At 65.4% G+C, this 21310-nt stretch carries 18 protein-coding genes and 1 pseudogene; 3 read left to right on the top strand and 16 right to left on the bottom strand.

All coding sequences use genetic code 11. The features are described from left to right. Positions 1 to 1083 (top strand): response regulator (locus K0F86_RS10130; protein ID WP_219134278.1); only part of this gene is annotated, 1083 nt, incomplete at its 5' end. Here K0F86_RS10130 and K0F86_RS10125 read toward each other — a convergent pair. The 13 genes from K0F86_RS10125 to K0F86_RS10065 all read right to left on the bottom strand — a co-directional run bounded on the left by K0F86_RS10125 (position 1062) and on the right by K0F86_RS10065 (position 16103). After that, positions 1062 to 1418, bottom strand: coding sequence for an immunity 22 family protein (locus K0F86_RS10125; protein ID WP_219134277.1), 357 nt, complete (start codon positions 1416 to 1418; stop codon positions 1062 to 1064). The two genes, K0F86_RS10130 and K0F86_RS10125, sit on opposite strands and share 22 nt — an antisense overlap. A gap of 8 nt (positions 1419 to 1426) precedes the next feature. After that, positions 1427 to 4120: a polysaccharide deacetylase family protein gene (locus tag K0F86_RS10120; RefSeq protein WP_219134276.1), complete on the bottom strand. Its 2694-nt coding sequence runs from the start codon at positions 4118 to 4120 to the stop codon at positions 1427 to 1429. Between the two features lie 124 nt (positions 4121 to 4244). Next, positions 4245 to 5549, bottom strand: a complete 1305-nt coding sequence (gene hmgA / locus K0F86_RS10115; protein WP_219134275.1) for a homogentisate 1,2-dioxygenase — start codon at positions 5547 to 5549, stop codon at positions 4245 to 4247. Next, positions 5546 to 5731 carry a hypothetical protein gene (locus K0F86_RS10110; protein WP_219134274.1) on the bottom strand — a complete coding sequence of 62 codons (186 nt, stop codon included), beginning with the start codon at positions 5729 to 5731 and terminating at the stop codon, positions 5546 to 5548. The genes hmgA and K0F86_RS10110 overlap by 4 nt, the downstream gene beginning before the upstream one ends. Before the next feature lie 142 nt (positions 5732 to 5873). Next, positions 5874 to 7544: an FAD-dependent oxidoreductase gene (locus tag K0F86_RS10105; protein ID WP_219134273.1), complete on the bottom strand. Its 1671-nt coding sequence runs from the start codon at positions 7542 to 7544 to the stop codon at positions 5874 to 5876. Positions 7545 to 7557: 13 nt separating this feature from the next. Next, the gene (locus K0F86_RS10100; RefSeq protein ID WP_219134272.1) at positions 7558 to 8898 is read right to left on the bottom strand and encodes an MFS transporter; all 1341 of its coding nucleotides are present in this window, start codon (positions 8896 to 8898) and stop codon (positions 7558 to 7560) included. Between the two features lie 175 nt (positions 8899 to 9073). Continuing rightward, entirely contained in the window at positions 9074 to 9892 is an 819-nt protein-coding gene (locus K0F86_RS10095) for a helix-turn-helix transcriptional regulator (RefSeq protein ID WP_219134271.1), read from the bottom strand. Between the two features lie 11 nt (positions 9893 to 9903). Then, positions 9904 to 10413, bottom strand: a complete 510-nt coding sequence (gene msrA, locus K0F86_RS10090) for a peptide-methionine (S)-S-oxide reductase MsrA (RefSeq protein ID WP_219134270.1) — start codon at positions 10411 to 10413, stop codon at positions 9904 to 9906. Between the two features lie 33 nt (positions 10414 to 10446). Next, a complete protein-coding gene (locus tag K0F86_RS10085) occupies positions 10447 to 11814 on the bottom strand; it encodes an MBL fold metallo-hydrolase (RefSeq protein ID WP_219134269.1) in 1368 nt (455 codons plus the stop codon). Between the two features lie 99 nt (positions 11815 to 11913). Further along, the gene (hemB, locus tag K0F86_RS10080; RefSeq protein ID WP_219134268.1) at positions 11914 to 12888 is read right to left on the bottom strand and encodes a porphobilinogen synthase; all 975 of its coding nucleotides are present in this window, start codon (positions 12886 to 12888) and stop codon (positions 11914 to 11916) included. A gap of 112 nt (positions 12889 to 13000) precedes the next feature. Beyond that, positions 13001 to 13903: a DUF535 family protein gene (locus K0F86_RS10075; RefSeq protein ID WP_219134267.1), complete on the bottom strand. Its 903-nt coding sequence runs from the start codon at positions 13901 to 13903 to the stop codon at positions 13001 to 13003. A gap of 168 nt (positions 13904 to 14071) precedes the next feature. Then, on the bottom strand, positions 14072 to 15424 hold the full coding sequence (locus K0F86_RS10070) for a cell wall metabolism sensor histidine kinase WalK (RefSeq protein ID WP_219134266.1): 1353 nt from the start codon (positions 15422 to 15424) through the stop codon (positions 14072 to 14074). Then, positions 15417 to 16103: a winged helix-turn-helix domain-containing protein gene (locus K0F86_RS10065; protein ID WP_219134265.1), complete on the bottom strand. Its 687-nt coding sequence runs from the start codon at positions 16101 to 16103 to the stop codon at positions 15417 to 15419. The genes K0F86_RS10070 and K0F86_RS10065 overlap by 8 nt, the downstream gene beginning before the upstream one ends. 257 nt (positions 16104 to 16360) lie before the next feature. Between K0F86_RS10065 and K0F86_RS10060 the strand changes: the two genes are divergently transcribed. After that, a complete protein-coding gene (locus tag K0F86_RS10060; RefSeq protein ID WP_219134264.1) occupies positions 16361 to 17137 on the top strand; it encodes a YdiY family protein in 777 nt (258 codons plus the stop codon). A 16-nt stretch (positions 17138 to 17153) separates the two neighbouring features. After that, entirely contained in the window at positions 17154 to 19022 is a 1869-nt protein-coding gene (locus K0F86_RS10055; RefSeq protein ID WP_219134263.1) for a triacylglycerol lipase, read from the top strand. 6 nt (positions 19023 to 19028) lie between these two features. Here the strand turns inward: K0F86_RS10055 and K0F86_RS10050 are convergent, their stop codons facing one another. The 3 genes and pseudogenes from K0F86_RS10050 to K0F86_RS10040 all read right to left on the bottom strand — a co-directional run. Then, positions 19029 to 19844, bottom strand: a complete 816-nt coding sequence (locus tag K0F86_RS10050) for an aminoglycoside phosphotransferase family protein (protein WP_219134262.1) — start codon at positions 19842 to 19844, stop codon at positions 19029 to 19031. Between the two features lie 61 nt (positions 19845 to 19905). After that, complete coding sequence (locus K0F86_RS10045) at positions 19906 to 20901, bottom strand: HD domain-containing phosphohydrolase (RefSeq protein WP_219134261.1); 996 nt, start codon at positions 20899 to 20901, stop codon at positions 19906 to 19908. A gap of 13 nt (positions 20902 to 20914) precedes the next feature. Then, positions 20915 to 21310 (bottom strand): annotated as a pseudogene (locus K0F86_RS10040) (histidine kinase); the annotation flags it as partial.

The following is a 21310-nucleotide window of genomic DNA, read 5'->3' as shown; positions in this document are numbered from 1 at the left end:
CATGCCGTACCGGCCCTGCTGTGGAGCCTGGGCTTTTGCGTCAGCGGCATGCTGCTGGGCTTTCTGTTCGGCATCCCGCGCAGCCTGCCATCGGGCACCGTCAACGCCGCGCCGCCCGACGAGCGGGCCAATGGCAAGGGCCGCCCCACGGACGAACCGCCCGCCGCCGGAGCCGAGGCGGCGGCCGGCAACCCCAGCAATACATTGTTCCTGGGCACGCCGACGCCCATGGAAATCAATTCCAACCTGGTGGAAGTGTCGGACTGGCTGACGAAAATCATCGTGGGCGTGGGTTTGATCGAGCTCAAAAGCCTGCCCGGCAGCGCGCGCAGCATGGCCGCCTTCATCGCACCCAGCCTGGCCACGGACACGCCCACGGCGATGGCGATGGTGGGCGGCATCATGCTGTTCTTTTCCGTGCATGGTTTCCTGATCGGCTACCTGCTCACGCGCATTTACCTGTCCATCATGATCAAGCGCGCCGACAGCCTCGTCAAAAATGAGTCGGTGCGCCTGGAAAGCGGCAAGGAAATCGAAGTGACGGAGCTGAGCCGTCTGCAACAAAAGTCGCTCGACGACATGCAGGAAGCCATCACGCAGCTGTTGCTGGCCCATCCGCCCGATGGCGGCGCCGCCGCCACGGCCCTGGCCGGCGTGCCGACGGCGCAAAAGCCGTCCAGCCTGGTGCTGTGGCTGGACGACCATCCGCGCAACAATACTTTGCTGGTGGAACAGCTGGAACGGGAAAACATCAAGGTGGACCAGGCCGTGTCGACGCGCCAGGCGCTGGCCATGCTGCAACAGAAACACTACGCGCTGTTCATCACGGACATGGCCAGGGTGGAAAACGGCCGCAGGATCAAGGATGCGGGCGTGCGCACGGTGCGCGAGGTTCGGCAAGTGCAGCCGGAGCTGCCCATCATCGTGTATTGCAGCAAGGATACGATCGCCAGCTACAGCACGGAAGCGCAGGCGGCCGGTGCCCGTTTCATCACCACCTCGGGTACCAGCCTGCTGGCCAGCATCAACAAACTATTGCACGAGGGACGCGGGGACGGCGGTCAGCCACCGACGCAGGCGTAGCTGCCCACGTAATGCAGCGAACTGCGCTGCGGGTGCGCCAGTTGATTCGGCGCAAACACGCAGACGACCGTATCGGCCAGCAAGCCCTGCGCATCCGCACACGCCAGCGCCAGCCAGCTGTCGCCATACGACACGCCGTCGAGCAGCTCTGCCAGCGGCGCGGGCGACGGCAACAGCGCACTCTCGACGCAAGCTGGCTCGTACTGCGTGAGGCCCGTTTCCAGGAAGAATGGCGACGGCAGTCCATCGCCATCTTCCGTGTACGTGGGCGCCAGATAGGCCTGCAGCGCTTCCCAACTGGAGAAGCGGCCGCTGCAGGCAAACACGTGGGCCATGGGCAAAATTAAAGCTTCTCCATCTTTTGCCGCACGGCCGGCGCCGTCGACGCCGTTGGCGCCAGTTCCAGATAGGTTTTGTACGCGGCCTTGGCCTTGGCGGCATCGCCAGCCTTGGCATAGGCGTCGCCCAGGTTCAAATAGGCGATGGCGCGCGACGGGTCCATCCTGACCGTGTTTTCAAACCAGCGGGCCGCTTCGCGGTATTTTTCCTGCTTGTAGAAGACAAAGCCCAGGTTGTTGGCCGCCAGCGCGAAGTCGGGTCGCAATTTCAGCGCTTCCGTAAATTGCGCTTCCGCCGCCGCATACTGTTTCTCCTTGTACAGCTGCAAGCCGCGGTCGTTGGCGCGCTGCGCCAGCTGGCGCGTGGAGGTCGGTACGGCGCCCGGCGTGACGATCTTCTGTTCGCCGCCCTGCAAATCCTTCACCGTCACGCTGGCCGCTTGCGGCTTGGCGTCGAGCTTGCTGTTCAGGGCGATGGCTTCCGTCGACAGCTGCGTCGTGTTCGGGCTGAGGAATTCCGTTTCTCCCGGCAATTCGAAGACGAAATCGCCCCCTTCCGAGCCCGGCAAGCTGCCGAACGCGGGCGTCTGGTTCGAGACGCTGGAGACGGCCGGCGCCACATACGCCGCCAGTTCCGTGGCCGTGATGAGGCCATCGCCGTTCAGGTCGCCCTTGCCCGCCAGGCCTTGCAGCAGGGTCCACGTAAACACGGAGTGGCCGTTCGGTCCGCCGTCGGCCACCAGCTGGTCGCCGCCGCCGGCCGTCAGCATTTGCCGGCCGATCCGCTTGGCATTGTCGCGCAGGAAAGAGCTGGAACCGGCGCCGCGGGTCAGGCCCAGGCCGCTGTAGCAGGCATCCATGACGAAGAACGCGTGCTTGGCCGTCAGACTTTCCGCGATATTCTGGATTTCCGTCATCGGAATCGCATCCGTGGCGAATTGCGCCGGATCGGAATCGACGGGCACGATGTAGCCGAGGTCGCGCCCGGAGCTGAGCTTGCGCGTGGCACCGTGGCCGGCGAAGAAGACGAAGATGCGGTCATTCTTTTGCACGCCGCCGTGGGCCAGCTTGTCGTGGAAGGCGGCCAGGATATTGTTGCGCGTCGCTTCGCCATTCTTCAGGGTCACGACGCGCTCGGGCGCAAACGCGAATTTTTCGATCAGCGTTTCGCGGATGCCTTGCGCATCGCGCACCGCATATTGCAGTTTCGGCCACTTGGCGTAGTCGTCGATGCCGATCACGACGGCCCAGGAATTGGCGTAGCCCGTGGTGACGGGCACTTTTTCCGGCGCGGGCGCCGTGCTTTTTGCCACCTGGAAGCTGGTGCCATCCCAGCCCGCGAATTGATAGCCTTCGGCGATCAGCTTGTCCAGCACGGCCGGCAAGGCTTTCACCGTGCGTTCATGGATGTCGTGGAACAGGACGATGCCGCGCCCCGCCTTGTCGACGGAGGCCAGCACGCGGTTCGTGATCGAGCTGGGCACAGGGTCGGCCCAGTCCAGCGAATCGATATTCCACATCACGGATTTCAGATGCGCATCGGCCAGCGCGGCCATGCCTTCGCTGTTGCGCGCGCCATACGGAAAGCGGAACAACGCGGCCCGCTCGGGGCTGATGGCTTTGAGTAAAGTGTCGGTGCCGAGGATTTCGCCTTTCAGCTTGTCGCCCGTCTGTTTCGACAATTGTGCGTGGCTGAAACTGTGGTTGCCCACGGCATAGCCTTCCTTCATCAGCTTGCGGCTCACTTCCGCGCCCGCACCCAGCTTGGCGTGGCCTTCCGCATCGAGCGAACCCAGGTTGCGGCCCACGTTGAAAAACACGGCCGGCACGCCATACTGTTTCAGGATGGCACTGATCTCTTCCGTGTAGCGGCGGTGCGGGCCGTCGTCGAAGGTCAGCACGATGGTTTTCTTCGGCAAGCCCAGGCCGAAGATTTCCGCCTCGTCCTTCTTCGGCGCCGGCTTGGCCTCTGGTACGGAACCGGCCGGAGGAACAGCATACGGCACAACGATGCCGTTTTCCTTCAGAATCTGCTCGCGGCTGTAGAGCTTTTTCAGCTGCGCCACGTAATCGTCCCAGCGCTCGCGCTTGAGTTCGATGGAACGCTGGCCCAGATTACCGAAGATTTGCCGGATTTCCTTCTCGTAATTGCGCTCGATCTCGCCCAGCGCATCGAGGTCTTCGGAAATGCGCTTGTGCAGCTTGATGGCGGGCAAGGAGGAATCCTTGGCCACGTCGGCCAGCATGCTTTGCAGCAGTTCGCGGAAAGCCAGGCGGTCCGCGTCGTACAGGCCGGGGTCCGATTCGATATACGTGAGCAGGCTGTCGAGCGCCTCGAAGCGGCCCGGATTCGTGGGTGCCGTCAATTGATCGAGCGCAAGATCGAGCTTGGCGATGCGTTCCTGGTTTTCATGGAAAAGCGCCTGCCCCACTTTACGCGCTTCGTCGCGCGCGCCTTCGGGCAAGCTTTGCTCGTCGGCCAGCAGCACGATGATCTTGCGGAAATTGCCCAGCAAATCGCGGAACTGGCTGGCCACGGCGGCCGTATTGACAGCGGATTGGGGCGCGGCGGCCGGGCTGCCCGAAGCCGGGGCGCCCGGCGTGGCGGTGGCGGCCGGACGAGTGTAGGTGTAAATGCCGGCCCCAGCGGCGAGAGCCACGACGACGGTGGCGGCGATCTTGATCGGCTTGGAAGTCACAGGCTTATTTTTCCCTTCAACTACGGAGTAAGGCGGCGCACGTGCGCCGACAGTTTCTTATTCCGTAATTGTAGAGCACGCCTGGCAATATGGGCCGTACGATTATTGCCAGGCAGCCAAGGGATCACAGCGGGTTCGGATCGAAATGCTTGCGCAAGCCTTGCCAGCACTCGAAATAGTCGCTCTGCAGCAAGCCACCGTCCAACGCGAACGGCGTGGGCTTGAGGATGGTGCGCGTCTCGAACATGAAGGCCATGGTGTCGGCCACCTTGACGGGCTGGGACGTGTCACTGTGCGAGGCGCGTTCGAACGTCTGCGCATCGGGACCGTGGCCGGACATGCAGTTGTGCAGGCTGGCGCCGCCCGGCACGAAGCCGGCCGCCTTGGCGTCGTACACGCCGTGGATCAGGCCCATGAATTCGCTGGCCACGTTGCGGTGGAACCACGGCGGCCGGAACGTGTGCTCGGCGGCCAGCCAGCGCGGCGGGAAGATGGCAAAGTCGATGGCGCCCATCAGCGGGTTTTCGCTGGGTGCCTGCAGCACGAGGAAGATCGACGGGTCGGGATGGTCGTAGCTGATCGAGCCGATGGTGTTAAAACGGCGCAAATCGTATTTGTACGGCGCGTAATTGCCGTGCCAGGCCACGACATCCAGCGGCGAATGGTCGAGGGTCGTGCGCCACAAATGGCCGCCGAACTTGGCCAGCAGTTCGCACTCGCCGTCGATATCCTCGTAGGCCGCGTGTGGCGCGAGGAAGTCGCGGCTGTTGGCCAGGCCATTCGAGCCGATGGGCCCCATGTCGGGCAAACGGAACGCCGTGCCGAAGTTTTCGCACACATAGCCGCGCGCCTGGCCGTCCGGCAGGGTCACGCGGAAGCGCACGCCGCGCGGGATCACCGCGATCTCCTGCGGTTCCAGCTCGATCAAGCCCAGTTCCGTGGCGATCGCCAGCCGCCCTTCCTGCGGCACGACCAGCAATTCGCCGTCGGCCGAGTAAAAGAAGCGCTGCATGGAGCGGTTGGCCGCATACACGTGGATGGCGCAGCCGCTCATCGCTTCGGCGCTGCCGTTACCTGCCATCGTTTGCCAGCCGTCGATGAAGTCGACCGGCGTACTGCTGTCGGGCAGCGGCAGCGGGTCCCAGCGCAACTGGTTCGGCGGCGTGGGGGGCATGGCGTGAAAATCGCTGACGATGCGGGTATTTTGCAGCAAGGTAAACGGCGGATGCTGGCTGGCGGGACGGATGCGGTACAGCCACGAGCGCCGGTTCTGCGCGCGCGGCGCCGTGAAGGCCGTGCCAGATAGTTGTTCCGCATACAGGCCCAGGGGCGCTTGCTGCGGCGAATTCTGCCCCTGCGGCAAGGCGCCGGCGATGGCTTCCGTGGCAAATTCGTTGCCGAAGCCGCTTTGGTAGCCGGCGCCCGTCATGCGTTCTCCGCCAGGCCGTCTGCCGCGTCGCGCAGCAAGCCCTGCACCACGTCGGCCTGGCCGATGGCGCCCATGGCCAGCAAGGCGAAGCGGGCCAGGAACAGCGGCGAGCGCTGTTCCCCCAGGCCACCCATGGTGTGGCACAGCTCCGTGTATAAATTATCGAGTTCGATGTCGGTCATGTTGTCTCCTGATCCTGATGTAATACATTCGGCCTTTCAACCCGAAAGGCGAAACAGCTGGGGTCGGACCCTGCGGGGGTGCACGCCCCAATGGGGCGCGTACCGCTCCCGAAGGGACCGACCCCGGAATTTGCCGTTGGGCTTAACTCGCTAATATCCTCGCCAGCGCCTGCGCCACCTGCCCCACCCTCACCTCGCGCCAGCGCCCCAGCACGTGCCCATCCGGGCGCACGAGATAAAACGTGCCGGGCTGCGCGTCAAACAGCGAGCATACCTGCGCCGTGTGGTCCCAGGCGCACCCTTGCTCCCCGCTGCGGCTGATCGCCACGGTCGTCAACGGCAAGCTGTCGCCCAGCGCCAGCAGTCCGGCAGGCACGCAGCCATCTTCGCTGAAATACAGGCCCGTGAAATGGCCGTCGTCGCGCTTCACCAGATCGGTAATATACCCCGCTTTTTGTCCACCGTTGTGCGGCAGCGCCAGCGGGCATTCGGGCAAGACCGTGCCCGGCGCGGGGCCGGCGGAAAACCCGTCCGTGTCCGGCGCATTCAGGGGCGACTGCGCATACGCGATGGCGCTGGTCTGGCGCGGGTTGATCAGCGAGCGCACATGCGCATGCTTGCCCGCCAGGCCCAGCACTGCCGTGCGCATCAGTTCGAAGGCGAACGTGGGCGGCGCCATGAATTCCGTGCTTTTGGTGCCGTGGCGCAAGTTTTCATGGGCCGCGTACACGCGCTCGTCCGAATAGCTGTCCAGCAAGGCCTGCGGCGCCTGGCCCTTGACCACGTAGGCCAGTTTCCAGGCCAGGTTGTCCGCGTCGTCGATGCCGGAATTGGCGCCGCGCACGCCGAAGATGGGCACCAGGTGGGCCGCATCACCGGCGAACAGCACGGCGCCATGCCGGTATTTTTCCAGAGTCAAGGCGTTGGCCTTGTAGATGGTGATCCACACGGGATGCCATGGCGCTGTTTCTCCCATCATGGCCAGCAGGCTGTCCACGCGGGGCGCCACGTTTTCCAGCAGCACGGCCGCCTGCGCATCCTCGTCGTCGCGCAGCTGGTAATCGATGCGCCAGATATCGTCGGGCTGCTTGTGCACCAGCACGGTCGAGCCGGGATTCGATGGCGGGTCGAAATACGCGAGGCGCTCCGTCGGGCGCTCGCTCTTCAGGTGGATATCGACGATCACATAGCGCCCTTCATAGCTGGTGCCTTGCAATTTGAGGCCCAGCGCCTCGCGCACGGCGCTGCGCCCGCCATCGGCCGCCACCAGCCAGTCCGCCTCGATTTTGTAGGTGTCCTCCGGCGTCGTCACCGTCACGCTGGCGCCATCGGCGCGCTGCTCCACGCCGGTCACCCGCGTTTGCCAGCGGATATCGATCAGCTCGCTCTGGCGTTCGGCCGCATCGAGCAGGAATTGCTCGATATGGTATTGCGCCAGGTTGACCATCGGTGGCAATTTCTGCTGCGCGTCTTGCGGCATCGTAAAGTGCAGCACTTCTTCGGCGCGGTAAAAGCTGCGTCCGCCCGCCCACGGCAAGCCTTTGCGGATAAAGCCGTCGAGTGCACCGAGGCGGTCGATGATTTCCAGGCTGCGCCGCGAAATGCAGATGGCGCGGCTGCCCGTGCAGACGCCGTCGTCCGCCTCGATCAGCACCGAGCGCACGCCGTGGCGCGCCAGGCCCAGGGCCGTGGCCAGCCCCACGGGGCCGCCGCCGACGATCAGCACGGGGACGTGCTGCGTGCCGGCGCCCGCAGGCTTGCCGGGCGGATACACTTTCGGCACATGGGGATAAGGATGGAATGTATCGCTCATGATGGGTTCCTCTTCAAGAATGTGTTTTACCGCCACGCGCGATGGGCAGGGTCAGCACGATGGCCGCGCCCGCCACCAGCAGCATGCTGGCGTACAGCAAGCCCGTGGCAAAGCTGTGCGTGAAATCCTTCAGCCAGCCCACCACGACGGGGTTCAGGGCCGAGCCGATATTGCCCGTGGCATTGATGACGGCGATGCCGATGGCGCGCGCGCCCAGGCTCAGGGCCCGGTCCGGCGTGGTCCAGAAGACGGACATGGCGGTATACGCGCCCGTCGAGGCCATGCACACGCCCAGCAACTGCAGGACGGGATTGCCAGAATAGGCCGTGAAGAGCCAGCCAGCGGCCGACAGCAGCATGGGCCAGACGATATGCCAGCGGCGCTCCTGCAGCCGGTCCGAGCGACGGCCCCACAGGACCATGCCGATCACGGTGCACACTTGCGGAATAGCCGCCAGCAGACCGATTTGCGTGTTGCTGGCGCCGCTATTGAAACTTTTTACGATCAAGGGCGTCCACACGGCCACCATCGCCAGGGTGTTGACCAGGCAAAAATAGGCGAGACCGAATTTCAGCACGGTGGGCGAGCACATTTCCGCCAGCACCGAGACTTTTTGCCGGGGCGTATCAGGCTTGTGCTCGGCCGCCAGCATGCGCGCCAGCACCTGCTGTTCCAGCTTGCCCAGCCAGTTCGCCTTGGCGGGCGAGTCGTCGAGGTAGCCGTACACGGCCAGGCCCAGCAGCACGGAAGGCATGCCTTCGAGCAAGAACAGCCATTGCCAGCCCTTCAAGCCCCAGTGGCCGTCCAGCCCCAGGATCAGGCCCGACAGGGCCGAACCGATGGCGGCCGTGACGGGCATGGCGATCATGAACAGGGCATTGGCGCGTGCCCGGTAGGCGCTGGGAAACCAGTAGGTCAGGTACAGCAGCATGCCGGGCAGGAAGCCCGCCTCCGTCACGCCCACTAAAAAGCGCAACGCATACAGGCTGGCCGGGCCGCTGGCGAACAGGGTCGCCGTCGAGGCCAGGCCCCAGGCGATCATCATGCTGCCTATCCATTTACGGGCGCCGATGCGCGCCAGCACGATGTTGCTGGGGATGCTGCAGGCGATGTAGGCGATGTAAAACAGCGTCGTGGCAAAGCCGAACTGGGTACCGGACAGGCCCAGGTCTTGCATCATGGTCAGGCCGGCGAAGCCGATGTTGATGCGGTCAAGAAAGGAAAACACGAACAGCAGAAACAAAAATCCCAGCAAATGGCGCGATACCTTGCGCATCACCTGCTGTTCCAGTTGATTGGCGGCCGCGTCAAAAACGGGCGCGTGGGCGGGGGGAACCGCTGGGGCGATGGTCATGCTTGTCTCCATAAGGTGTCGCCCTCCCCTTGTTGATTTTGTTGGGTGAGAGCGGCCGGGTGATCCCGGCTTGCAACACAGTATGCAGACGCGCGCCGCGAACCCTGTCCCCATTTTGGGGACATTTCGCGGCGAAAACAGTCAAAAAGGCGGAGCCATCCCTACGTCCAAGGGACTAGACAGGCGCTGGCGCCATGCACAAGGCAAACAACTGGCGCTGGCTGGAAATGCCCAGGCGCTTATAGGCGCGTTTCTGGTAAGTCGTCACGCTGGACGGTTGCACGCCCATGGTCTCGGCGATTTCCACGGCCGTGAGGCCTTCGAGCACGCAGCGCAGCACGTCCAGTTCGCGCTTGCTCAAGGCGGGACAATGCTGGCGCAACCTTGCCAGCATCATGGGCGCGACGCCTTGCGCCGGCTGGCCGTTCAGGCAGTAGTGATGCTTGACGGCATGGGCGAACAGCGGCGACAGGGTTTCGATGGCGGCGATTTCGCCAGGCTGGAACTGGCCCTGGCTGCTGTCGCGGTAAAAATTGACGGACAGCCAGATGTCGCCGGCCGGCTGTACCAGCAGCGACAGCCGGTCCGAGACATTCGGCTTTAGATAGCAGACGGCGCGATAGCCGGGATGGTCGATCTCGTCGCTCGCTTGCTGGTGCAGCACGATGGCGGGGTCCAGCTTCGGCTGGCGGGCAGGTGCGATGACGCTCTGATTGCCGTCGAGCGCATAGTAATGGCGCGCGTAGCTGTCCGCGATATCCTGCAAAAAACGCCCGCCGCGCCGGTCGGCCACGGCCACCGTGCGGGGCCGGTTGCCGAATTCATAGGCAAAGATCGTGCACTGGGCGATGGAGGCGGCCGTGCCGGCCGTTTTCAGGATGGCGCCCGCCATGGCATTGACATCCGCATGGCCGATGGCGGCCAGCAGATCGAGGGCGCGCCCCAGATCCAGCTGCCCTTCCGCCTGCCGCCGCTCGACGCGCCAGTAACGCATGCCCGTATCCTCTACTGCGCGCGCTGCGGCAAGACCCAGTCCGGCCGGATGTAGTGGCAGGTATAGCCGTGCGGCAAGCGCTGCAGATAATCCTGGTGCTCCGCTTCCGCTTCCCAGAACGGGCCGGCCGGTGCCACTTGCGTCACCACCTTGCCGGGCCACAGGCCGGAGGCGTCGACGTCGCGGATGGTGTCTTCAGCCACCTTTTTTTGCTCGTCGCTGGTGTAAAAGATGGCCGAACGGTAGCTCGTGCCGCGGTCGTTGCCCTGGCGGTCCGGCGTGCTGGGATCGTGGATCTGGAAGAACAATTCCAGGATCTTGCGGTAGCTGATGGTGTTCGGGTCGAAGATGATCTCGATCGCTTCCGCATGCGTGCCATGGTTGCGGTAGGTGGCGTTGGCCACGTCACCGCCGCTGTAGCCCACGCGCGTGGCAAGCACGCCCGGATAGCGGCGCAGCAAGTCTTGCACGCCCCAGAAGCAGCCGCCGGCCAGGATCGCGGTCTCGTTGTCTTGTGCCATGGTGTCGCTCCTCTTCATTCAGAAACAGCTATCTTACCGCGTCGCGCCATTTCCTTCAGGCCGCGCCAAAAGGCGCTTCAGCTGCGCCGCCTGGTAGGCGCCGATGGCGTCGTTGAACAGGCAGCGGATCAAGGGGTCGTCGACGATGTCGGCCTCTTCCAGTCCGGCCCGCGTGGCCGCGTCGAAAGGGCCATCGTTGATGCGCATGTACATCGAGGTCAGCGATTCACCGAGCACCAGCGCCGCATGGCATTTCACCAGCGGCACTTCCGTCGTCCAGCTGGGCGCCTCGCCGGTGGCGGGCACCAGGTCGATCAAGTCGCCGTGCGTGCGGTAATGCAGGACGGTGGCGGCGCCGTCGTGGCCGTACAGGGCCAGGCGCCACAGGCGCGGACTTTGGAAGTAACTGTCCTCGGGCAGTTCCATGTCGCGGTAGCGTTCAAGTAAACCGTTCTGGCAAAAATCGAGCACCAGCGCCGCATCGGCATCGTTCAAGGGCGCGAAACGCCGGGCGATGTCCGCCGTGGCGGGCGCAAGCGCATCGGGGCGGTAGTCGAAATCCACGTCCTGCGGGCCGACGGGTATCACCCAGGGCAAGGGTTCGGCGCTGCTCACGCCGTGCGCGTCGAGCAGCACGGCCGTCGACGGGTCGAGGCGGAAGATGTGCGCATCGGGCAGCGCGGCGCCGATTTCATCGGCAAAGCGGCGGTAGGTGATCGGGAACATCGCGTGGTTGTACCAGGACCAGTCTTCCTGCACGAACTGGCAGGAGCTGGGCACGAGGTAACGGGGCGCCAGCGCGCGCAGCTGGGGAATCCAGTCGTCGGGAAGCTCGACTGGCCCCTGCACTGCCTGCGACGGCGCGATGACGGCGATCTCGCGCATGGTCTGGAATGGCCACAGCACCAGATCCCAGGGCGCGAAGGCGGCCAGCTGCGCCAACGTCTCGGGGCCGATCCAGGAATCGACGACGTTGAGCACATTCAGGCCGGCCGCGCGCACCTGGAACAGCGAGTCGACATCGTCATCGAGCGCGCGGCGCGGGATCACCTCGATGGCGCCCACCCGCACGGGCGCGTCGACGTGCAGGCGCTCGACGGACGTAAAACCCAGCGCGCGCAGCATCGCGAACAGTTCGTCGAAGACGCAGTACAAATAGATGGGCGTGGCGCGGTCGAGCGCATCGAGGCTGTCGAGCGAGCAGTGGTCGTCGTGGAAGTGCGAGATGAAGACGGCATCCCAGCGCAGCCGGCGCACGGCGTCGAGGTCGAAGCGCACGGACGGAAACGCGTGGCAGTTGCGGCTGAACGGATTTTCAACGATGGGATCGAAGGCGATGGCCGTGTCTTCGCATTCGAAGACATAGCCGGCGTGCAGGATGCGGGAGATTTTCAGGGGCATGGATAAGCTGTATAAACCCAACGGCGTGAATACTGGGGTCGGACCCTGAGGGTCCGACCCCGGAATTTGCTTTCGGGGTGAGAAAAACGCCGGGAATGCTTAATACGGATTATTCAGCACATCCATCGCGAAATACGTAAAAATCATGTCCGCGCCCGCGCGCTTGATGGCGCCCAGGGTTTCCTGCACCACGCGGCGCTCGTCGATGGCGCCCGCCTGGGCGGCGAACTTGATCATCGCGTATTCGCCGCTGACCTGGTAGGCGCCGATCGGCAGGCGCGTCACTTCGCGCAGGTCGCGGATGATGTCCAGGTAGGCACCGGCCGGTTTCACCATCAGCGCGTCGGCGCCTTCGGCTTCATCGATCAAGGACTCGCGGATCGCTTCGCGGCGGTTCATCGGGTCCATCTGGTACGTTTTGCGGTCACCTTTGAGGGTGCTGCCGGCAGCGTCGCGGAACGGGCCGTACAGGCCGGAAGCGAACTTGGTCGAATACGCCATCACGGGCGTGTCGTGGAAACCGGCCGCGTCGAGCGCCGCGCGGATCGCCGCCACCTGGCCATCCATGGCCGCCGATGGCGCGATGATGTCGGCGCCCGCCTGGGCCGCGATGACGGCCTGCTTGCCCAGGTTCAGCACGGTGCTGTCATTGTCGACCGTATCGCCATGCAGGATGCCGCAATGGCCGTGGTCCGTGTATTCGCAGAAGCAGGTGTCGGACATGACCACCATTTCCGGCACGGCGTCCTTGATGATGCGCGACATGCGCGCCACCAGGCCGTCCGGGTTCAGGGTGTCCGTGCCATGGCTGTCCTTGTGGTGCGAAATGCCGAAGGTCATGACGGAGCGCAAACCGGCGCGCGCATAGCGTTCGACTTCCTGCGCCAGCTTCGCTTCGGGAATACGGCGCACGCCAGGCATGGACTTGATATCGATGAAATCGCTGGAACCTTCGTCGACGAAGATCGGCAGGACCAGGTCGCGCGGATTGATCTCGGTCTCGCGGAACAGCTCGCGCAGTTGCGGGGTCGCGCGCAGGCGGCGCATGCGCGAAGTTGGGTAGTGTGCTGGCATGGGGTGACTGGCTTCGGGTTAACAACGCCAACAAGTATACGCCGATCGCGCCGCTTGCGCCGGGCCGCCCGGCAAAAAAGCCGCGCAGGTCAAGAAACACCGCCCCGCGCCTTCATTGCGCGTGCAACAGGGCGGCCACTTGCCAGCGCATGTCCGCCGCCAGCTGCAGCAGCATGGCGCCGCGGCGACGCGCGTCCGCCCGCTTTTTCGACGGCACCAGTTCGATGTCCGGCATCCGGCAAGGGCCGCATGGCAGGAGGTAATTGCCGTCGCTGGTGGGCAGCGCATGCAGTTCCTGCCACGCCAGGTCGTAGTCGCACGAGATGTGGCGGCGCCGGCGCCAGTTCAGCGCGATGCGGTTGGCATTGCTGACCAGGTGCAGATGGCCGCAGCCGAAGAAGTCGCCCAGGTCGCGCAAGGCGGCCACCATCAGGTTTTTCGGCCGGCAGCCATGCAGCGCCCGCGTGGCGTCTTTCACCGCCTGCGCGCCGGCGGGCGAGCGCAAGCCCTGCAAGGCGCCCAGCTGGATGGCGGCGCCGCCGGGCTGGGGCCGGAACAGGAAACTGGCCAGGTACAGCGACACGCCGTCGCGCGTCAGGCGCAGGCACAGCTCCCCTTCGCGGTGGCTGTCGTGAATGGCTGTCAGCTGCAAGCGGTAGGTGGCGCCATCCTTGCCCTCGATGGTGGCGAGCACCAGCGCGCGGCGCGCCGCGTATTCCACCAGCGGCCGCGCGCCCGCCTGCCACAGGAAGCGGTAATGCCCGTGCAGCAGCTCCACCCTCGCCGCGCAAGCAAACTGGCGGCTGGCGTAGGGGCGGTAGATTTTGTACACCAGACTGGGATGGGCTTGCGCCAGCGCCGCCAGGCCCGGCGTGCCGGCGATGAAGGCTTGCCAGCGCGCGCGCTGCACGGGAAAGACCAGCGCGCCAAGGGCGGCCTTGAGGCGGTGGCCATGCTGGCGCAGTACTGGCTGCTGCGGCGCGGCGTTGTCGCCAATGGCGGTAAAAGTATGCATGCGAACGGCTCTACGACGGGTCTGGATAAACGGGACGCGGCGACGGCCGCAAGCAGCCCGGCGCAAAGCGGCTGCGCGTGCGCAGCCACTCTATGCCGGGTAAAGCGGATGATAGGGGGAGGTGAAAATGAAGGGGGTTACAAGTTGGTAATGTGCAGTTTAGCCACGCTAGCGCAGCAGCCGCAGGCGCAGGCGCAGGCCCGGCACCGCATCCTCGATATCCAGGCTGCCCCCATGCAGGGCGGCGATGGCCGCCACGATGGACAGGCCCAGGCCATTGCCGGGCAAATGCCGGCTCTTGTCGAGCCGGTAAAAACGCTGCGTCAGCTTCGGCAATTCTTCCCTGGGCACGCCGGGGCCGTTGTCGCGCACGGCCAGCCAGCTGCCCTGCGCATCGCTGCCGGCCGACACTTCCACCGTGGCGCCCGGACCCGCATACTTGATGGCGTTGTCGACCAGGCTGGCCAGCGCACTGCCCAGCAGGTTGCGGTCGCCGCGCGCCGGCACGCTGTCGCCATACATCTGCACCAGCAGCACACCCTGCTCGTCGGCCGTGGCCTCATACATTTCCACGATGTCGGCGCCGATCAGCTGCAGGTCGATGTCGTCGAAATTCTCGGGACGCATGCCCGATTCGGCCGCCGCGATCTGCAGCAGCTTGTCGAACACGCGCGTCAGGTCGTCGATGTCGTCGATGGCCGCCTGCGCCGCGCTCGCGTAGCCGGCCACGCCCTGCTGCTGGCGCAAGGCGCCATCGAGCTTGTTGCGGATGCGGCCCAGCGGCGTGCGCAGGTCGTGCGCAATGGCGTTCGAGACGTGGCGCACGCCTTCCATCAGGTGTTCGATGCGGTCGAGCATGCGGTTGATGTCGCGGCTCAGCAAGCCGAATTCATCCTCGCTGGAGACGGGAATGCGCCGGCTCAGGTCGCCTGCCTCGATTTCCCCCGCCGTGCGGCGGATTTGCCCGATGCGCGCCTCAAGCTGGCGCCGGAACAGCCACGCGCCCGCCACCACCAGCAAGATGGCCACCCCGCCGCCATAGGCCAGCGAGCGCAGCACCAGGGTGCTGATGGACTTGCCCTCTTCCATGTCGCGCCCCACAAACAGGCGCGCGCCGCCCGCCAGGTCGCGGATCAACATGCGCGCGGGCACCCTGCGTCCTTCGCGCGTGACGTCGCGGTGCAGCAGGCGGCCCACGGGACTGGCCGTGTCGGGCCAGGACGACAGATTGCCCGCCACGCGGCGGCCATCGGCATCCACCAGCAAGAAGATCTCCGTGTCGCTGTCGGTGCGGTCGGTGAGCAGATGGGCGATTTCCGCCGTCGTGCGGCTGCTGCCGCCCTGCTGGTACAGTGCGGCGAGGCGCTCCGAGAGCAGGGTCAGCTTGCGGTCCACGCTGCGATCGAGCACGCCGATGGTGCCGAAATAGAATACGGCGCAGACGATGCTGATCGAGACGACCACCAGCACGCCATAGCCGAGCGCCAGGCGGGCCGCAATGGAGCGGTGCAAGTTACGCACTATCGAGCACGCCCAGGGTGTAGCCGACGCCGCGCACCGTGTGGATCAACGGCGGCGAAAACTCCTTGTCCACCTTGGTGCGCAAGCGGCTCACCTGCACATCGATGACGTTCGTCTGCGGGTCGAAATGGTAGTCCCACACGGCTTCGAGCAGCATGGCGCGCGTGACGGACTGGCCCTGGTGGCGCATCAGGTATTCCAGCAGGCGAAATTCGCGCGGTTGCAGGGCGATTAGCCGGTTGGCGCGCGTCACGCGCATGGTGCGCATGTCGAGCACCAGATCGGCCACCTGCAGCTGCGTCGATTCGGGCACGGGCGCGGCGCGCCGCAGCAGCGCTTCGATGCGCGCCAGCAGTTCGGCGATGGCGAACGGTTTCGACAGGTAGTCGTCGCCGCCGCTGCGCAAGCCGCGCACGCGCTCGTCGACACTGGACAGGGCCGACAGCACCAGCACGGGCGTGTTGCGGCCCATGCCGCGCAGGCGCGCGACGATGGCCAGGCCGTCGATTTCGCCGGGCAGCAGGCGGTCGAGCACCAGCGCATCCCAGTCCTCGCCGCAGGCCAGGCGCATGCCGTCGATGCCATTGTCGCAGGCGGTGACGTCGTGGCCCGCCTCGCGCAGGCCGGCACAGATATAGCGGGAAGTTTCGGCTTCGTCTTCGATGACCAGGCAGCGCACGGGAGATTCCTTGTAAAGATCAGGCAGCAAATAGGCGCAGCATACGCCAGACGCGCGCCACTTGCCAGCCCCGTCGCGTGCGGCAAACGATGGCGGGGTCGGGTACAATACGGCCTCGACAATGTTTGGCCGCGCCCGCACGCGCGCACGTACGCATGTTTTTATCGGCGCCGCCCCGATTGCCGCGGCCTGCATCGCCACCACCGCCACTAACGAACAGCAGGCACGCCCGGCGCGCGCCATAGACAAATATAGCCATGAAATCGACCCACTCTCTCGCACTGGCGCTGGCCATGGCCATCACCTGCGGCAGCGCCGCCGCCGCAGACGTAAAACAAACCATGCTGTTCGATGAAATTCCCATCGGCAGCTGGAGCACCTCCGCCGAACTGGGCGCCATCACCACCTCGGGCAATACGGTCGGCACTTCGGTGACGGGCAAGATCGACGCGCGCCAGGAACTCGACGACTGGAGCAACCAGTACATCTTCAGCGGCTACTTCAAGGAAGACGAAACGACCAACGACGATGGCAAGAAAGTGCGCGAACGCTCGGCCGAGCGCTTTTCCGCTTCCGCCAAGGCCGCCTACAAACTGATGGCCGACCATGAAAAACTGTTCGTGCTGGCCTCGCACGTAAACGACAAATTCGGCGCCTACACCAAGTACTCGACCCTGGCCGTCGGTCATGGCTCGCGCTGGTACCAGTCGAGCGACAAGAGCGTCGACGTGGAATTCGGTCCTGGCTATTTCAGCGGCACCAACGAGACGGGCGAATCGGAGCACGGCCTGACGGTGCGCGGCGCGGCCGCCATGAAGTGGAAGATCAGCCAGTCGGCGATGTTTTCACAGACGCTCAGCGTCGAACGGGGTACCTCGAACACCCACTCCATCGCCGAAACGTCCCTCAGCACGAAAATCAACGGCACCATGCAGATGAAGGCCGCCTTCAGCGCCCGCAACGACACGCGCGTACCGGACGACAAGAAGAACACGGATACGCAGACGTCGCTGACCCTGGTCTATTCGTTCTGAGATGCCGGCCACGCTGATGCGGCGACTGCGCCTGGGCGCCCTGCTGTGCGCGGCTGCGCTGCTGAGCGGCTGCGCCGCCGTCACCGTCAGCGCGATCTCGCCGGCCGACTACCTGCAGCAACGGCGCGGCGACATCCTCACCACGGGCAAACTCAGCGCTTCGGCCAGCGAAGTGCTGCGCATCATCGGCAGCGACATCGCCGCCTGCGAAGCCAATACGGGCAGCTGCCGCGCCGACCTGGCCCGCTCCGAGCTGCTCAGCGACGAGCAGCGCCTTGCCACGCTGTCCGAATTGTGGCTGGAAAGCGCGCTGGCGGAAGAAAAACAGGGTGACCACCCCAGCGCCGAATTGCTGGCCGCCTGGCTGGAATCGGCCCGCTACGCCTACGCCTACCTGTTCTACACGACGCGCACGCCGGGCCAGCGCGCCTTCGAGGAACGGCAGACGCAGATCCGCGACTACTATAACTATGCCGTGCAAAAGGCCGTCGGCAACCTGTTCCGCCACCGTGGCGAATACCGCCCGGACGGCCATGTGATCCGCGTCGCCGGCTGGGAAATCGACAGCGAATTGTCGGCCCTGCGCCTGCCCGAAGACGGCACTCTGCCCGAAGAACTGCTGCCGGCCACCTCGCTGTCGTTTTCCGGCCTGCGCAATGTGTACCGGCGCGACGGCTTCGGCGCCGACCTGGTGGCCGTCATGCCCAAGCCCCAGGCGTCGCAAGGCGAGTATGTGCCGTACCAGGAAACCCGCTTCCCCGTCGTCACGGCGCTGATCCGCTTCGACGGCAACAGCCTGCAGGAGGTCTTGGCCACGCAGCAGTTGATGGTGATGCTGGTCGATCCGACGCGCAGCGAATCGACGCGCATGGCGGGCCAGGAATTGCCCGTGGCGGCCAACTTCACGGCCGGCTATGGCCTGTGGCTGGCCCGTTCCGGCTTCGGCGTGCAGGCGCTGCGCACCCTGTTCGGCCGCGCCGACGGCATCTCGCGCCCGCAGGTGCACCTGATGCAGCCCTACGACCCGAACAAGCGCACCATCGTCATGCTGCACGGCCTGGCCAGCAGTCCGGAAGCGTGGATCAATGTGGCGAATGAACTGATAGGCGACGAGCAGCTGCGCCGGCGCTACCAGATCTGGCAGGTGTACTACCCGAGCAATGCGCCGCTGGCGGCCAACAACGTGGCCATCCGCCAGGCGCTGAGCGCGACGCTGGCACATTTCGACCCGTCAGCCAGGGCGATTGCGGCGAACGACATGGTCTTGATCGGCCACAGCATGGGCGGCGTGCTGGCGCGCCTGATGGTCTCGGACGCCAGCAACACCCTGCTCGACGCCATCACGGAAGAATACCATTTGAAGGGCAAGAAGGCGGAAAAGGTGCGCGCCGGACTGGCGCCCTACCTGAATTTCACGGCCATGCCGCAGGTCAACCGCGCCATCTTCATCGCCGCGCCGCACCGCGGCACCTCGTTCGCCAACCACAAGGTGGCGCGCTGGATCGCCAACCTCGTCACCTTGCCCATCACCATGCTCGACCAGCTGTCGGACGCGGCCGGCAGCCTGGCGCAGCTCGACACGGGCAGCAGCGAGCCGCTGCGCATCCCCAACAGCATCGATAACCTCAGCGACAAGGACCCGTTCGTGCGCCTGGTGGCGGACCTGCCCATCAGCCCGAAAGTGCGCTACTACTCGATCATGGGCAACGACACGCCGCAGCTGCCGCTGGCGCAATCGAGTGACGGCGTGGTGCCCTACGCCAGCGCCCACCTCGATGGCGCGCTGTCGGAAAAAGTCATCCCCTCGTGGCACAGCGTGCAGGAAAGCCCGCAGGCGATTCTGGAGATACGACGGATTTTGCGGCTGCCGGACAGCCTGCCTTAGGCACTGTCATGCACGCAAGGCGCCCAGCGCCATAGCGGCCACGGCCAGCGCTGTCTCCGGCGGCGTGCCATCTTCCAGGTGCCAGGCCGCCGACAGGCCGGCCCACGCGACGATCCACGCCAGCAGGCGCGCGGGATCGAGCCGCGCCGCATGGGCTATCAGCCCCACCTGCCGCTCCAGCCGGCCCGGCGAAGTGGCCAGCCCGGCATCCGGGTTGCACAGGATATTGGCGAAGTCAAAGCCCCGCTCGCCCATATAGCCTTTCGGGTCGATGGCCAGCCAGCCGCGCCCGCCGCCATCGAGCACGTTGCCGTGATGCAGGTCGCCATGCAGCACGACGCTGTCCTGCGGCGCCGCCAGCAAATCCCGCGCCACGGCGTGGCATGCGGAAAAAACGCCGCCGTGCTTCGCCGCGACGTCCAGCGCGGCGAAGCAGTCGGACAAGGAAGGAAGGGGCGGCGCCATGGGCCGCGGCGCATGCAGGCGTGCCGCCACGGCGCACAGGATACGGGTGGCCGCCGCGTCGCCCTCCTCGCCCGTGTGCGCCAGCGTGGCCAGCGAACGGGAACCCATCGCCCGTTCGAGCAGCAGCACATCGCCATCCGTGGAGACGGCCAGCACGCGCACGGCGCCTTCACCATCCCACCAGCGCAGCACGGCGCCAGCGCGCCGTTCGTCGCCGCCCGTCGACAGTTTCAGCATGGCCGACTGGCCGCTCCGCAGCACGGGCAGCAGGCAGGCCGCGTGCGTGTGCAAGGGCGTGCCATCGGTGCGCAGTGACCATTGCCCAAGATACTCGGCAAGGCGATCCTGGTAATCCATGGGCAATCTCCTGATGAAGGTCAAGGCGCCACTATACGGGACAGGGCAACGTGCAGCCAGTTCACGCCGGCTCGCGCCACTTGTCCTTGATCTCCAGCATGGCTGGCAGCTGTTCGATGAACAGCGCCAGCAGGGTCGGATCGAAGTGCGTGCCGCTGTCGCGCTGCATGGTGGCGATCGCTTCTTCGACCGTCCAGGCGCGCTTGTAGGGGCGCTCGCTGGTGAGGGCGTCGAAGACGTCGGCGATGGCGACGATGCGGCCTTCATGGGGGATTTCCTCGCCTTTCAAGCCTTGCGGATAGCCGCTGCCATCCCATTTCTCGTGGTGCGTCAGGGCGATGGTGCGCGCCATTTTCAACAGGCCGCCCGCGTGCTCGCCGATGATGGCCGCGCCGATTTCCGCATGGCGGCGCATGACGTTCCATTCGTCCGCATCGAGCTTGCCCGGCTTTTGCAGGATGGCGTCGGGGATGCCGATCTTGCCCACGTCGTGCATGGGGGCCGCATTCAATAAATCTTCCGCCCTGGCCGCGCTGTAGCCGGCCGCCAGCGCCAGCTGGCGCGCGTAATAGCTCATGCGGATGACGTGCATGCCCGTCTCGTTATCCTTGTATTCGGCCGCCTGGCCCAGGGTCTGGATCACCTGCAGGCGCGAGCGGCGCAATTCCTCGGCATCGACCAGCGACAAATGCGTGCGCACGCGGGCGCGCACGATGGATGGGCTGACGGGCTTGGTGATGTAGTCGACGGCGCCGGCGTCAAAGCCGTCCGCCTCGTCCTTCACGTCACACAGGGCCGTCACAAAAATGACGGGGATGGACGCGGTGGCCGGCATGGCCTTGAGCTGGCGACACACCTCGTAGCCCGTCATGGCGGGCATCATGATATCGAGCAGGATCAGTTCGACGGGGTTGTTCTGCGCCAGTTCCAGCGCCTTGTCGCCATCCTTGGCATACAGCAGGCGGTAATCATCCTGCAAGATCTGGCGCAGCACCTGCAGGTTCGTCGCTTCGTCGTCCACCAGCAGCAGGATCGGTTTGTCTTCGTGTAAAGTCATCGTTAGCCCAATATCAGGAAAGGTCGGCCGGCGCGGGAGCCTCCAGCCACGCCAGCAGCTGGCGCAGCACGTCCGCGGCGCGCGCAAATTCAAAGTCGTCGATGGCGCTGGCCAGCGCCTGCAGGCGCTGCTGCTGGCCGTGCGGCGCCAGCATGGCGGCGATCCGCGCCATCAGGGCGTCGTCCAGCTGTCCGCCTTCCAGGCTGGCGATGGCTTGCCGCAGCAAGGCGCCAGCGGCCGGCGCATCGAGCGGCGCGGCGGCATCAGGCCTTGCGTTGACCGGCACCAAAGGCGCCCCTTCGTCCATCTCCAGCTCGCCGGCGAGCGCCATGAAGGCGGCCGCCAGCTGCACCAGCAATTCGGTGGCCGGCAACTGGCGCGCGATCGCTTGCTCGATGCGTCCCAGCAG

This window comes from Janthinobacterium sp. UMAB-60, from assembly GCF_900095235.1.
Lineage (GTDB): Bacteria > Pseudomonadota > Gammaproteobacteria > Burkholderiales > Burkholderiaceae_D > Janthinobacterium.
This window is presented reverse-complemented; position numbering and strand designations above follow the sequence as displayed.

Excerpts from the sequence above, each read along its gene's own strand:
- K0F86_RS10050 (WP_219134262.1), bottom strand. The coding sequence starts at position 19,844 with ATGGATTACCAGGATCGCCTTGCCGAGTATCTTGGGCAATGGTCACTG.
- K0F86_RS10105 (WP_219134273.1), bottom strand. The coding sequence starts at position 7,544 with ATGAGCGATACATTCCATCCTTATCCCCATGTGCCGAAAGTGTATCCG.
- K0F86_RS10045 (WP_219134261.1), bottom strand. The coding sequence starts at position 20,901 with ATGACTTTACACGAAGACAAACCGATCCTGCTGCTGGTGGACGACGAA.
- K0F86_RS10125 (WP_219134277.1), bottom strand. The coding sequence starts at position 1,418 with ATGGCCCACGTGTTTGCCTGCAGCGGCCGCTTCTCCAGTTGGGAAGCG.
- hemB (WP_219134268.1), bottom strand. The coding sequence starts at position 12,888 with ATGCCAGCACACTACCCAACTTCGCGCATGCGCCGCCTGCGCGCGACC.
- K0F86_RS10060 (WP_219134264.1), top strand. The coding sequence starts at position 16,361 with ATGAAATCGACCCACTCTCTCGCACTGGCGCTGGCCATGGCCATCACC.
- K0F86_RS10095 (WP_219134271.1), bottom strand. The coding sequence starts at position 9,892 with ATGCGTTACTGGCGCGTCGAGCGGCGGCAGGCGGAAGGGCAGCTGGAT.
- K0F86_RS10100 (WP_219134272.1), bottom strand. The coding sequence starts at position 8,898 with ATGACCATCGCCCCAGCGGTTCCCCCCGCCCACGCGCCCGTTTTTGAC.
- msrA (WP_219134270.1), bottom strand. The coding sequence starts at position 10,413 with ATGGCACAAGACAACGAGACCGCGATCCTGGCCGGCGGCTGCTTCTGG.
- K0F86_RS10075 (WP_219134267.1), bottom strand. The coding sequence starts at position 13,903 with ATGCATACTTTTACCGCCATTGGCGACAACGCCGCGCCGCAGCAGCCA.
- K0F86_RS10085 (WP_219134269.1), bottom strand. The coding sequence starts at position 11,814 with ATGCCCCTGAAAATCTCCCGCATCCTGCACGCCGGCTATGTCTTCGAA.
- K0F86_RS10055 (WP_219134263.1), top strand. The coding sequence starts at position 17,154 with ATGCGGCGACTGCGCCTGGGCGCCCTGCTGTGCGCGGCTGCGCTGCTG.
- K0F86_RS10110 (WP_219134274.1), bottom strand. The coding sequence starts at position 5,731 with ATGACCGACATCGAACTCGATAATTTATACACGGAGCTGTGCCACACC.
- hmgA (WP_219134275.1), bottom strand. The coding sequence starts at position 5,549 with ATGACGGGCGCCGGCTACCAAAGCGGCTTCGGCAACGAATTTGCCACG.